9 protein-coding genes are annotated in these 13,435 nt (G+C 55.2%); all 9 read right to left on the bottom strand.

Translation table 11 applies throughout. The features are described 5' to 3' along the window. Nucleotides 1-32: 32 nt before the first annotated feature. Nucleotides 33-2,744 carry a beta-N-acetylhexosaminidase family protein gene (locus tag FHS19_RS04015; protein ID WP_183578920.1) on the bottom strand — a complete coding sequence of 904 codons (2,712 nt, stop codon included), beginning with the start codon at nucleotides 2,742-2,744 and terminating at the stop codon, nucleotides 33-35. A 59-nt stretch (nucleotides 2,745-2,803) separates the two neighbouring features. Continuing rightward, a complete protein-coding gene (locus FHS19_RS04010) occupies nucleotides 2,804-3,850 on the bottom strand; it encodes a dienelactone hydrolase family protein (protein WP_183578917.1) in 1,047 nt (348 codons plus the stop codon). A 152-nt stretch (nucleotides 3,851-4,002) separates the two neighbouring features. After that, nucleotides 4,003-4,938 carry a pectinesterase family protein gene (locus FHS19_RS04005; protein ID WP_183578913.1) on the bottom strand — a complete coding sequence of 312 codons (936 nt, stop codon included), beginning with the start codon at nucleotides 4,936-4,938 and terminating at the stop codon, nucleotides 4,003-4,005. Nucleotides 4,939-4,949: 11 nt separating this feature from the next. After that, a complete protein-coding gene (locus FHS19_RS04000; RefSeq protein WP_183578910.1) occupies nucleotides 4,950-6,143 on the bottom strand; it encodes an iron-containing alcohol dehydrogenase in 1,194 nt (397 codons plus the stop codon). Nucleotides 6,144-6,147: 4 nt separating this feature from the next. Further along, on the bottom strand, nucleotides 6,148-7,038 hold the full coding sequence (gene dapA, locus FHS19_RS03995; protein ID WP_183578907.1) for a 4-hydroxy-tetrahydrodipicolinate synthase: 891 nt from the start codon (nucleotides 7,036-7,038) through the stop codon (nucleotides 6,148-6,150). A 47-nt stretch (nucleotides 7,039-7,085) separates the two neighbouring features. Further along, nucleotides 7,086-9,209 (bottom strand): hypothetical protein, encoded by a 2,124-nt coding sequence (locus FHS19_RS03990; RefSeq protein ID WP_183578905.1) that lies wholly within the window; start codon nucleotides 9,207-9,209, stop codon nucleotides 7,086-7,088. Between the two features lie 42 nt (nucleotides 9,210-9,251). Beyond that, on the bottom strand, nucleotides 9,252-10,745 hold the full coding sequence (locus tag FHS19_RS03985; protein WP_246426486.1) for a DUF5605 domain-containing protein: 1,494 nt from the start codon (nucleotides 10,743-10,745) through the stop codon (nucleotides 9,252-9,254). 286 nt (nucleotides 10,746-11,031) lie between these two features. Beyond that, on the bottom strand, nucleotides 11,032-12,453 hold the full coding sequence (locus FHS19_RS03980) for a DUF5060 domain-containing protein (RefSeq protein ID WP_183578899.1): 1,422 nt from the start codon (nucleotides 12,451-12,453) through the stop codon (nucleotides 11,032-11,034). Nucleotides 12,454-12,480: 27 nt separating this feature from the next. Then, nucleotides 12,481-13,434, bottom strand: a complete 954-nt coding sequence (locus tag FHS19_RS03975; protein WP_183578896.1) for a carbohydrate ABC transporter permease — start codon at nucleotides 13,432-13,434, stop codon at nucleotides 12,481-12,483. Nucleotide 13,435: the final 1 nt, after the last annotated feature.

Here is a 13,435-nt window from a genome sequence, read left to right as displayed (position 1 = left end):
TCAACTCCATTTCGTTGTTACTGGCTTAACGCTCAGCTATACAGCCAATCCAACGAGCGGGAGCTTTCACTGAACGGTGCTACGTCCCGCTCCTTCATCTGCTGGTCGGCGGCAATGACGCCGAGCACGGCATAAGCTCCCTTGCCGAGGTTCAGCACATGCCGCCCGGGTTCATACAAGAACGCATGCACGTTAACGCTCGGATAGAACGAAGTCTTGATCCCTTTCCGCAAAATAGGCGATAGCCCTCCCCGATCATCCGCATGCGTATTTTCATCCAAAGTCGGCACCTGAAGCCACTGCGTATCGGATGAGTTGAAATAGCCGACAAGCAGGCGCACCGGGATATCCGTTTCGAACTCTAAAGGCATGCCACGGTTCGCGGCATCCCTGCGGCTAAACCGGATTCCGGTCAAGCCTTCCAACTCTTCCGCGCAGCTCTGGATATACACTTCACCATCCGTGAACAGACTGCTGTCCTTCGTTACCTCATAACCTTCTGCACCTTGGGTCATTAAACGAAATTTCGCCTGCCGATAGGGCTCAAACCTCTGCTCATGGCCAACGTGATCAGGAAGCTTGCCGGACTGCAGCTGTTTTACGTTGGATTCGAAGCATCGTAGCTCCTCCTCATAAACAGGAAGGCAGTCTTTCCAATGCTTGAATTTCTTGCCGTCAGGAATCGGTATTTTGCGATGCGGGGTTTGCATGCTGTTGGCGTACAGGTAGGTACGTTCCGTCAACGCTGTCAGCTTCCGGTACCAATCCAGGCTTTCGCGAAGATCGGAAACCGCCTCCGCCAAGACATCCGTATGATCCAGATAGCTGCCGTTCACCTTATGCTTGTATCGAAGCACCTTGACGGCTGCGCGCACCTTGGCTCCATAAAACTTCATCAAATACCGAATCGCTTCCACGTCTGTGACAATCCGTTCGTATTCTTCCCTGTTGCTCGTGACATGGGAATCGGCCCTCTGCACGGCGGCCCAGGCCTGATCGGCAAACATCTCGGCCGATTCGATGACATCGATCGGCGTCTCGCCGATGTGCGGCTCTCCGGCTGCTTCTCTCGCAGCATATGTTTCCAGCCTTTCGCCTTGCGGCGCGTGATCCTCCCAAAGCGCTCTGTAAGGGGAATACCGGTCCGGATTGGTCAACTGGCTCATTTTCATGCCGAGCGATAAGGTCTGCCTGTTTCCTTCCGTTATCCCAAACCGGCGCAGAATCCTCGGTGCGCATTCCCCGAAGGCATCGTACGCTTCAAGCAGCAGAGCGCCCGCTTCACGTGAGCCGAACCTTGCAGCAAATTCCTCGATCCAATAGTATGCCTCCGTTTCCGGGTCCCTGTCCGGATTCCAGGCATAGCGTGCCCAGGCGGCATACCATATCCAATCGCGATCCGCCTGCTTCAGCCTCGGCTCCGCCTTGTCTCCGCTATAAGGCCAATCCCAGTAAAATAACGGATACACATGCAGGCCGTTCGCCTTCTGCCGATGCTTCGCTGCCTGCATGCTCTTTTGTATGAAAGCAGGTGCTCCGTAACGGAAGGGCTCCAGATTCGCCAAGATGTGAATATTTACGATATGCACCGACTGCATGCTGCTTAAGTTCCGATGAGTCTGTACCCAACCGCCCCTTGGCGTCCAGGTCGTCAACGACTCGCCGTTGTACTTGGCTTCGGTATACAAATTCGGATACAGCGGGGCAGCCTTTTCGATGATCGGCTCCGCCTTCAGCGCGTGGGCACGCAGAATGATGGGCGGATAATCCTTCATGTTCAGATCGTGAAGCCCTTCGTTCACCCCGGCAAGAATGGTGTCAATAAACCATTCCGCTCCATAGACGCTCCCTTGAAGCGCTTCGCCGAGACACAGCATCAGCCCGACGCTTGGATAGGTTCGAACAAATGCCGCGATCGATTTCCGGGTATAGTCTGCGGTAATCGGCAGCGGTTTCGGCTGGTGAAGTTCCAGCCCGTGTTTTTTGGCAAACGGCAGCGGGATATGTATATTGTAGAAATTCAGTACAACCCAAATGCCGCGTCTATCCGCCTCTTGCGTCAGCCAGCTGAACGTCTCGGAGTTGAGCTGATACTCTTCTTCCGTCACTTCCAGCGCTTCGGGATAATCTTCGACTTTGACCAAGGAAGCGAAAGGGTGTCCCGTCCAGATATACACGACATTGCTGCGCTGCCGGCACAGCATATCTAAATAGTCGATCCACATCGATCGATCATAAAACCAAGGGAACCGTTGGGGCGTAATCGGATACTCATATGTACGCCGGGGCGGCTCGATCTCCGTCTTCTGCAGTCCAAGCACAGGGCCGCGCAAAACAAAATCCGGGGTTTCCCCATGCGCGAGGAGATTCGGCACTTTCCCTGCCGAGCGGATCCTGCTGGCGAGCTCCATCGCTCCGTATAAGGCGCCCGTATCATTTCCTCCGGATACGACGATCAAATTCCCTGGCAGCGTGGCTAAATAAAAGCCCTCCTTGCCCGGTGCATGCGAATGGTAGATTAACACCTCTTGCTGTTCCAAAGTCCGGATCAATTCCGACTCTTCGCGGTGACCGATGTAAATTTTCAAGTCCGGGGATTTTGTATAAGAAAGCGCATTCCATTCCTCATCCGCCACATTCGTCTCATAACCGCTGTCCTTCAGTGCGCCGATCAGCTGCTCTAGTCCATGCTGCATCCGTGGTGTTGCATCACGTTGTATGCTCAGCCATACGCTTGGGTTCATTGTTTGTAGCACCTCCGATAGCATCTTTCAATTTTCTTGTCACGGCAATACGCCATCCTTCACTGTGCGGCCGACTTGCCGCCGCGCCATGTCGAGAGAAGCCATGGATATGCAGCGCGTCCGCTCACTTCGTGCACGCCCGGGAATATATCGTACTGGAGCATGGACGCCGCGTTTTCCTCAAGATAAACGTTTTGAAGAATCTCAACCGCCTCCCGGACCGAAGCGGCTGGAAAGATCGGGTCGTTTGCTCCCGATTCGATGAAAAGCGGACGCGGGGCAATAATGCCAATGAGGTCGGGGAGCTCGGCATAACCGAGTACGCCGGGTATGAAGTTATCTATGCAGTGATTGATCGATAGAATGCTGCCAATAAACGTATTGGTAAAGGCGCACAGCACCGCTGCCCGTATCCGCTCATCCAGCGCCGATGCGTAGGCTGCGACCAAACCGCCGCCGGAAAAACCCATACAGCCGATCTGCCCGGGATTGACTTCAGGCCGGGACGCCAAATAATCCAGCGCTCGAAGTGCTTCGAATACGCGAAGCCCTGCAAGGGACATGCCGTACATCATCAATTGGCCGGTCAGGGAAACGCAGGAGCTCCTTTCCTTGCCCGGTTTCGTATCACGGATGAGCCTGCGGTCGCCCAAGCCGATCATTTCCGGTGCTGCGACCATATGCCCCTGCTTCATGAGCTCGAGCGCAAAGCTGTTATGCCCGCCTTTCTTCTCTTGGATCGTGCCGTCTTCGGCAAGGCCCACGACCTCTCGGCTCCCATAGCCATGGCCGTGCAGCGCCAGCATGCCTGGAAGCTTACCGGACGCTGCCGGCTTTTTCGGAATGAGGATATAGACCGGCATCCGCAGTCCGGTGACTGTACCGATGTCGACGCGTTCCCGGATATAATCTTCATATTCGACGCGTTCCAGAATAACCGGCTCAAGCGGTGTGCGCATGTCATCGAATAATGCCAGCGTCAGCGAAGATTGAAGCTGCTCTTTCAACAGCGCTTTGCGCGCTGGGCGGCTTAGCTTGGAGTTTTCCTTTCTGGCAGGGTCTGAATTTGCATACAGCATCTCTATAAAAGAATCAGGATTCCACAACGCTATTCACTCCTCTCTCCGTAAGAAAGCTCTGTGTAAGTCTGATTACCGAGATATCGCCCGCCCGCGCACTGACTTATGGAAGTCTAGGAGCTTCGGTGTTTTTAAGGCTTCAAAGGTTCATATCAAAGATTAAGAATCGCGAAGCCAAATCAGGCTGATGCCGTCGGAAGGCCGATCTCCTCCGGATTCCATCCGTCTTCCCCTGCCAGCACGCTGCTGACGCTTAACGTGGCCGCCGATTGTTCCGTCAGCATTTTGGCCCAGCCGATCCGGTCCGCCTGCACGGCACCCGGTCCCGTGCTTCCGTATTCCGCATACCGTGAAGTAATCTCTTTGCTCGGATCACGCCAGTTATCCCAACCTGACGGGCGGATATGGCGATCCATCCACGTATTTACAAAGATCGTGCTTCCGTATGGTTTCCATGGCCGGCCCAGGCTTACCGTCTCCGCAGTGGTGGATGACGTCAGCCTGCATTGAAGCAGCACGTAACCGTAAGGCTGCTCAATACCGGTCGAAGCGGCCGTCACATAGCCGTTATGGCGGTTCAGATTATGCAGCTCGCATTCCTTGAACACGGCTGTCGCCGACCCGAACACAAAGTCCACCGTTCCCTCAATATAACAACGATCGTACAATTGTCTGCCATTTCCAGGCGTATATAAAGTATCCTGGTGTCCCAGGATTGCGACGCTCCGGAAGATCGCGCGGTCCCCTGCCGCTTCAAGGGCAACAGCCTGCCCAGCACGCTCCAGCCTGCTGGCAGAATTCGCAAAGGTCACATTCTCCGCGTAAAAATCGTTAGCCAGCACGGTAAAGGTGGCCGTTTCGTAAGTCGTCATTTTCTCGCCGTTCGGTTTTAACTTTGAGACCGAATCGTCATACACGATGACGGCGCCGTCCCTGCTTTCGCCACTTAGACAAAGGTTCGTCTTGCTTGCCGGAACGGTTATTTTTTCGCAGTACTCCCCGTTCTTCAACATGATGAGCGTTCGTTCGGCGGCATGATCCGGCACAGCTGCGATCGCTTCCGCCACCGTAAGAACATCTCCGTTTCCGCTTTGATCCACCACAATGGTCCGCATATGGGTACCTCCTATTTCACTTTCGTTGTAGGCAACAGTTTTCGATAGATGCTCTCCAGTTCTTCAAGAGAGAACCGCTTCGGATTGTTATCCATAAGGCGCTTCACCTCCGAGGCCCCAAGGGCCATCGCCGGGAGATCCTGCTCCATCACGCCGTATTCCGCCAAATTCTGCGGGATTCCAATCTGGTCCGTCCACTCCGCGATCTGTCCAAGCGCCCATTCGGCTTCGGCGCGGGCATGACTGTCACGGCTTGCGGCGTGGCCCATGCCCTGCCGCATCGCTGCCGCTGCCTGCGCAAGGCGGCCGGCGATTGCGTCAAGCTGCATCTCCATGACATGGGGCAGGAGCATCGCATTCGCCGTGCCATGCGGAATTCCGAACCGGCCGCCTAACGGATAGGCCATCGCGTGCACGGCAGCCGTACCCGAAGCTGCAAGGGCTGCTCCGCCGTACGCCGAGCCGTACAGCATCGCTGAGCGGGCGCGAATGGAGCTTCCGTCTTCGCATGCTTCCACGATGCTTCCGCTGATCAGCCGGATTGATTCAAGCGCAAACAAATCGCTGATTGGATTTGCTTTTTGTCCTATGAACGATTCCAGCGCATGGGTAAAAGCATCCATGCCCGTCGATGCGGTCACCGCCTTCGGAAGCGTAAGCGTCAGCTCGGGGTCCAGCACCGCCAACCTGGGATATAAGCGGCGGCTTACGACTCCGATCTTCAATTGGCGCTCAGGCAGCGTCACAATCGCATTGGGCGTAACCTCCGCCCCTGTGCCTGATGTCGTTGGAATAAGCACGGTCGGAATGCCTTCGTGTTCGATGTTGTCCGTGCCAAGCATGTCTTCGATCGGCTTGCCGTTCGTCGCCAGCACCGAGAGCAGCTTGGTTGCGTCGAGCACACTGCCGCCGCCGATCCCGATATAAGCTTCGTACGCTTCGCCGTGGATTGCCGCATGAATGGCTTCTATCGCCGCAGCCGTCGGTTCGGGAAGAATGTCTTCCCCGAGAATGTCAGCGGCAATGTCCGAATGGCGCAGCTGCTCCTGAAGCTGTTCCGCAGTTCCGTTCCTCCTGAGGCTTTGTGTCGTGATGATTAGCGCGCGCTGGATTGGACCGAGCTGCTTCCGGATTTGCTCTGCGACCGTATGGAACGTTCCTCCCCCGGCCAGAATGGATCCGGCCGTCTGAAACAGAACCGCCATCACCTTACCTCCCCTTCACGAAGCCTGCCTCGCCCAAAACATGAGCAATGGTACTCCGCACCTCTGCGCTGACCGGCTGCACAGGCAGGCGGGGCGAGCCAGCCTCGATTCCGAGCTGGTTCATCACTTCCTTCAGCCCCGCGGGGATCGTCCCGTACTGCATCAGCTTGCGGACGACCGCGATGTCAGCCTGGGCCTTTGCAGCTTCGGCATGCCGCCCGGCCTGCCAATGGCTGTAAATGGAGACGACCTTTTCCGGCGCAATATTCGCGGATGCGGCGATGGCGCCGGATCCGCCCGCCATCAGAACCGATAAAATGAAGGAGTCCGTACCTGCAAGAACGGAGAAGTCGGGATCCGTCTGTTGAATAAGCTGAAGCATATGCTCGAAGTTGCCGCTCGAATCCTTCACCCCGACGATATTGGGGATTTGCGACAGCGAGGCAACCGTACCCGCTTCCAGCATGACACCCGTACGTGCCGGGATGTTGTAGAGAACGATCGGCAGGTCCGTGGATCCCGCCGCCGCCTTAAAATGCTCATGGATCTCCGATGGATTCACCGGAACAAAGTAAGGCGTGATCACGGATAATACGTCTGCACCCGCCTCCTCCAATTTGCGGGACAACGAGACGGTCTCCGCTGTCGTCACCGCGCCTGAACCGGCATAGAGCGGAACCTGGCCTGCAATTTCATCCGCCGCGATACGCACCAGTTCAACCTTCTCATCATCGTTCATCGCAAAAAACTCGCCATTGGTCCCAAGCACAAATATTCCGTGAACCCCTGCCTGCAGCAAACGGCGAATCATTTGACGGACAACCTTTTCATGAAGGCGCCCATTGTCATCGAACGGCGTCACCATGGCAGGAATAATACCTTGCGGTTTAATCATTATGCATCACTCCCCTAAACACCGCCGATCCCGGTTCCCCGAAATCGTCAGTGATAATTGACCCTTCCTTGAAGCGCTTCATCCTCTTGTGCCAGGGCAGCCCGAAAACGAAGGGCATGATGAAGCACCTCCGAAATGACCCATGACGGATTCCAGGTATTGGAGCGCCCCCGCCCCTGAAAATTGGATTGAAAAAATCCTTCGGCCTGTTCTCCAACGACGGTAAATCCCCACTCGCCCGGCTTGGTGCAAATGCCCTGGCCAAGGGCGTCAAAGATCGTCCGGGCCAGGCGAACGTACATTTCGTTTCCAGTAAGGCGTCCGAATTGCCACAGCTCATACGTCGGAAAGAAGACGTCGAGGTGATGATTCTGCACGCTCACGCCCGGCCAGCCCACGGCATTGAATCCCCGTTCCCTAAACGCTGATCCTTGATCATAAGCCGGATTCCACAGATACACATAAGTCAGAATCCAGTCCGCTGCGATTTCGGCCCATTCCCGGTACTCAGCTTCATCGGTCAGCCGGAACAGCTCATAGGCCGCGATGAAGAAAAACATCCCCGCCTCCTTGTCCTCGCATCTTGCATCCAGCGTGGACCGTGCGAATGGTCGCTCAAAGGTCTTGGCATGCAGCTCATAATAGCGTTCCATGGAGGATGTCGAGACTTGGAGGTAGGTGGCTTCGCCCGTAACCTGGTAAGCTTTCAGTAATGCGATGACACACGGAATGCCGGCAGCCGTAATTTCCGTCTCGGCTGCTTGCCCATCCAAGCTCCAGCTCGCCGGAAAAATGCCTGAAGGCATGGCTGCGCTGAGCAGGAAATCCGCGGATCGTTTAAGCTCATCCGTCCAATCCTCCGGCACCGCCTCGCCTCTGCTGCGGAATAACAGAATAATGTCCGCCAAGTCGCTCTCTGTTTCTCCAAAGGCACGGCTTGAGACGACCGCCTCCAGCTGCCGATGGAAATTTTCCCAGCGGCCGTCTGACAGATGGTACGAGCTGCTGCGAAGCCCGGGCACCGCGGTACCGCTTCCTTTCAGGTAAAAGCTCACCGCTTTTTTGCACCGCAGCATGCGTTCGGAATCCCGCTCGCCGAATCCGATAAAAGCGTCGCACCACGCCAGCTTCAGGCACTGTCCCGTCCAGCCGTACATATAATGCAGCCCATGCTTCGAAACGAGGCCGAATGCATTCCGGTCATTGAACTTCACATAACCGGCAGCTTGCTCCGTCTCCCGCCAGCGGTCATCCATCGCCAGAGTCTTCAATCGGATCAGCTCATCAATTGAATGCGGGGCTGCCCCTCTCGGCTCATACAGCCGGACAGCGCGGTGAACGACCTGTGAGAAGGCCCGGCCCGGCACCTGCTGCGGACCCCATTCCAACACATAATGCTTTGTTAGGGAGAAACCCGGGGGAAAATCGGTATAGCCGCCGTCATAAGGTCCCGTCAAGCTTTTACTCACATAGACGATATCCTTTTCGCCGTTGAACATCAGCACGCCGCTCATAGCCGTCAGCGAAATATTTCCGTTTCGTCTGTATGCGCCGAGCGAGCCGTAATGAACGGTGCCGTCCTCCGACTCGATATAAGAGGGCAGTGAGAACAAGGTGAACGACCTTTGATGACCCTTATCCTCCTCCCATTCCACGTTGACGCATGGAATGGGCAGCCGGTGCTCTTCACAGATGAACCCCTGAAACTCCCCGACGCCAAGACGCGGTACAAGCCTTGCCGGATCGGCGGACGGATTGTTATTGTAGATCATATGCGGAATGGTCACGTTCTCTTTGCCGCGGGTGCCAAGCTCCCATTCCAGGCCCACGGCGGCGTCTTTCAAAGTCACGTCTCCCGTGTTTTCCCATGTCACATCCACGCGGAGCAGTCCTTCCGCATCGAAGCTCAGCTCGATCGCAAGGTGGAGCTCACCGCAATCCGCGGCCACGCGCAGCATATCGTCATCGCACTCGACCCGCGAAGACTTAAGCGTGATCCGATCGGCGCGCCATGGACGCCCTTGGGAGCACACCGCCATACGGCTTAACGAATCGCTAAAATAAGGCTTGGCGTCTCCCCCGCTAGTCAGCTGCCAATCAATATCGTTGTCCGACTGCCGCAGCTCAACGATTCGATTACCGGCACGACTTGCCAGCCGGAATGTCTTCATTCTGCCACGCTCCTTCCCTATCGTTTCTACATCCGGACAGGATCAATCCCCGTCTCCTACGGCCAGCAGCGGTTCTTGTTCCTGCTCTGTAATGGTGCCGGTTACCGGAACATCGCTAACCTTTTGGAGACGAAGTGCATAATACAGCTTGCCCGGCAGCTTGATCACAAACCGTTCCTGAAAGGTCTGGTCCAGCCTCTCGAGCTTCATATTCCAGGTATCGATCAGATCCACCGCGAATTCGCCGCCCGGCATTGCGAATAAGCGTGACGTGCAGCGATGTGCTCCGAAATAAGACAGGGAGTAATCGCCTTGCCGCTCTATCGTCGATACGTCATGACGCATTCTGTTGTACGTCAAAAATTCCGGCGCATCAGAGATTAGCTTGCGCAAATAATCGATGCGCGGCCAGCACTCCCCTTGCAGCTCGCCGCCATGAATGGACCAGCACGTGTCCCCGGAGCCGATGAGCGCTTCACCATGGGTCACATATCCGCCGCGGGTCAGGCCTTCCCAAATCCGGTACACCAGCTCTTCCGGCGGCAAGGCGTTTTCTTTTCCCGGCCCGGTTCCTTCATAACCGCAGTGGTCAATGATGACCGGCTTCTCATACTGAAGCGTAAAGGTTGAGGCAATTGTTACCTCCTCATGCCGGAGACTGATATGGGTCAGCCAAGGAGCCCCCCAATCATACGCAGCAGGCGCACCATGAACGGTAAGCAAATGCTGGCCGTAATCGCATTCACGGACGGTTCGGCAGCCGCACCGCCAATCTTTATCCCGTCGCAGCGTGCCGTCTCCCAAATCGGCTATCGTCCACCATACATTCCGATAAGCCGCCAAACGCGATACGACATAGCGGATGTAACGTTCTTCCTGCACCGGCGTCAGCTGAATATCCGCTTCATTTGCCGGGAAGAGCGTAAGCTCCGCCTCGATCCCGTGCTGGCCCAGCGCCTGCAGACATTCCTCCAATCTGGCGAAATAAGCCGGGTTATAGCGATCGAAGTCCAGCTTGCCGCCTTCGCCGGCCGCGAACGGCGAGAAGACAGTTTCCCCCGGTCCTCTGTTTTCCGCATTCGGCATCAAACTCATACGGGCTTTATTGAAAACCGACGCTTGCAGCGTATGGATCGTCTTGGCACGGCATGCATCGTCCTGGATATGCCATGCTGACAGTTCCGTACCAAATGGCGTAAAAGCCGTTCCATCCGCATAGGCAAAATGCGTTGCGTCGGCCACGCGTACAGGCCCATGCACGCCGGCATCCGCCGGCAGGCACAAAAACTCACCCTTCAATCCGCCGATAGGGAGCGACGGACCATCCGCATGGAACGACCACACCCCTTGTTCGTCCGGCATGAAGCGGACGATCAACGAGCCGTTCCCGTCGTAAAAGCCGTCCGCATACAACTGCCGCGTTCCCTTTGCAAATACAGTGCGGAGCCCTGCTTCCGCGTACAATGCGTCATCCGGATCAGAGGGAAGCCGCAGTTCAAACGCATCCCAACGCCTGACCGTGTCTTCGAATTGCATCAATCGTTTTCCTCTCCTCTCTCATAATGTAAGTTCAAAATGTAAGTTCAAAAAGTCGGGTTTCTAGGACCGAAGCGTATGCTTCCGAAGTGCGTTTTTTCAAAACGCTTGAGCTGAAAGCTAGGGACTAAGTAGCGGAGCGTAGACAGATCTACGTACTGAAATGTTTCTGTAAGAAACATCCTTCGGAAGCACCCGCTTTGGCCCGGCTGAATTCAAGATTCTACGTCGATTCCGCTCCTTGAACTACTTCGTCATCGGAAGACAACTTTTTGAACATCCTCTCTCATACTGCCTGGAGGCGCAAGGCCATATAAGGCTGGGCCGGCAGCGTCACCTCGCTCTGTCCCGTATATGTGCCTGTTACTTTTGATACCGACATGTTCCAAATATCAATGAGCTCGATCTGGTACTGCCGGTCGGAAGGCATCGACAGTTTATAGGAAGAGAAGCGATATTTGCCCAAATAAATCAGCGCATAGGAGCCTTCCTCACGCGCACCCATCCAATCCTCGGGTCCTTCTTCAATCAGCCGCCGCAGGAAACGGATGCGTTCGGGGCTTTCCCCGTACAGCCTTCCTCCGCGCGAAATCCAGGCACCGGTCGGTTTATTCTCGAAGCACTCGCCGTGCGCAACGAAACCGCCTCTCGTCATACCTTCCCAATACCGGTCCATCAGTTCGAGACCCGTAATATTTCCCCAGCGTTTAGCGACATTGCCTTCATAGGATATCTCATCGATAACGACCGGTTTGTGCGCCTTGGCCAGCAGTTCTGTCGTTGCACCCGCATCCCAATGCTGAATGCTTTGATGCGTGAGCCACGATTTGGTGAAATCGTATACGGTGGCATGCTCATACATCTTGGTTCCGTTATGAATCGAACGAAGATGCTGGTAAGCATCTCTGCGCTGCACATATAGGAGCAGCCGGTCCCAATCCTCCACCGTCTTCATCCGGTTAAAATCGTATTCGTTCGATAACGACCACCATACATTGCGAAACGCGCCAAGTCGCGCGATCACGTAGCGCAAATAAAAGAAATCCTGCTCATTTGACAAGCCGTTGAAGCCCCATCCCCCCTGCTTATCGTAAGGGTGGAACAGAATGAGGTCCGCTTCGACTCCGATCTGCATCAGCTCATGTATGCATTTTTCCAAGTGGGCGAAGAAAGCCGGGTTAAACCGGGTTGTGTCCGCGTCTTCTGGACATGTTCCCTCATATGCTACCGCGCCCGGACGCATATCCCGCGTGGGAAGCAGGCACATTCGGACCTTGTTGAACGGGGATTTCCGGAGCTCCTCTATCGTTAACCGCTCATGCTCCTCGTCCCCCGTATGGGTCCAGTGGTAGCATGTCGTACCGAATGGCAGGAAAGGCGTTCCGTCCCCGTATTCGAATAAATAGCCTTTGCGTACGCGAACCGGTCCATGATTTTCAAATGATGCTTTCGTGCATACAAAGTCACCCGAGCGACCGTCGAGCTCCTTGGCGCTGCTCTTCGTGATGAAACGCCAAGCGCCCTCCCGGTCTGGCATGAACCGGATTCGGTATATCCCCGCCCCGTCATAGAAGCCGTCAACGGCAATCCGGTCGTTCCGGTATTGAAATTCCGCCGACAGTTCCACATCCTGAAACGGATTTCCTTCCGCAGGCCCCTCTAATGCGATTTCAAACATTCCCCAGCGTTCGACTTCTTGCATCTCCATGAGTTTATAAGCTCCTCCATTCCATTGCTATTCGACCAGACCGGTCCGCTCAACGCCTTCCACGAACCAGCGCTGCGTGAACATATACAAGACGAGCGGCGGCATCACGGATAAAAATGACTTTGCCATTTCGATCGACTGCGCGAATATTTTGCCTTCATTGGTGCCCGTGGCGGCGGTCGCTTTCGCCAGCGCAATGGACAGCGGCACATCCTGCATTTTGAACAGGAACATCATCGGAAAATAGCTGTCGTTCCAGCTCCATACGAAGGAGAACAAGAACACGACGACAATCGCGGGCGTCGCGATCGGCAGCATCACCTTGAAGAAAACGCGGTATATGCTCGCACCGTCGATTTTCGCCGCTTCTTCCAGCTCCTTTGGGAGGACAGAGAAAAACTGACGGTAAATGATGACATACAGCGCGCCCTTCAGTCCATGCCCAAACAGCGTGGGGATGATCATCGGGAAATACGTGTCAACCCATCCTACTTCCCTGTACATCAAAATCAATGGCAGCACGGTGACCTGCGGCGGAATAATGAACGTGAAGATCAGGCATGCAAACCAAAATTTCTTGAACGGAAACTTTAGTCTCGCGAACGCATAACCCGCCATAGCGCAGGAAATAAGCTGAATGAGCGAAGATGCGAGGGACAGGCTGGCGCTGACGCCGAACGAAACCGGGTAATTCAGCGACGTCCATGCTTCTTTCAGATGTCCCCAATAGATCGACTTCGGGATCCAATTTACAGTCGGATCCAGTAAATCGCTCAGTCCCTTAACCATGGTAGAAATCATATAAAGTATAGGATTCAAATACAGGTATGCCGTTTCGATCAGCACAATGTAAATGAACAGCCGGAAGATCAGCCCCTTATCGGCTTCACGTCCGAACAGCAGGACCCTAAGGCGCTCGCCAAGCCCGTATAAACCGGAGCGCATATGCTGCTTCCGCAGGACGTTTATCACTTTCTCCATC

It is taken from the genome of Paenibacillus rhizosphaerae (genome assembly GCF_014192015.1).
Taxonomy (GTDB): Bacteria; Bacillota; Bacilli; order Paenibacillales; family Paenibacillaceae; genus Paenibacillus_AQ; species Paenibacillus_AQ rhizosphaerae.
This window is presented reverse-complemented; position numbering and strand designations above follow the sequence as displayed.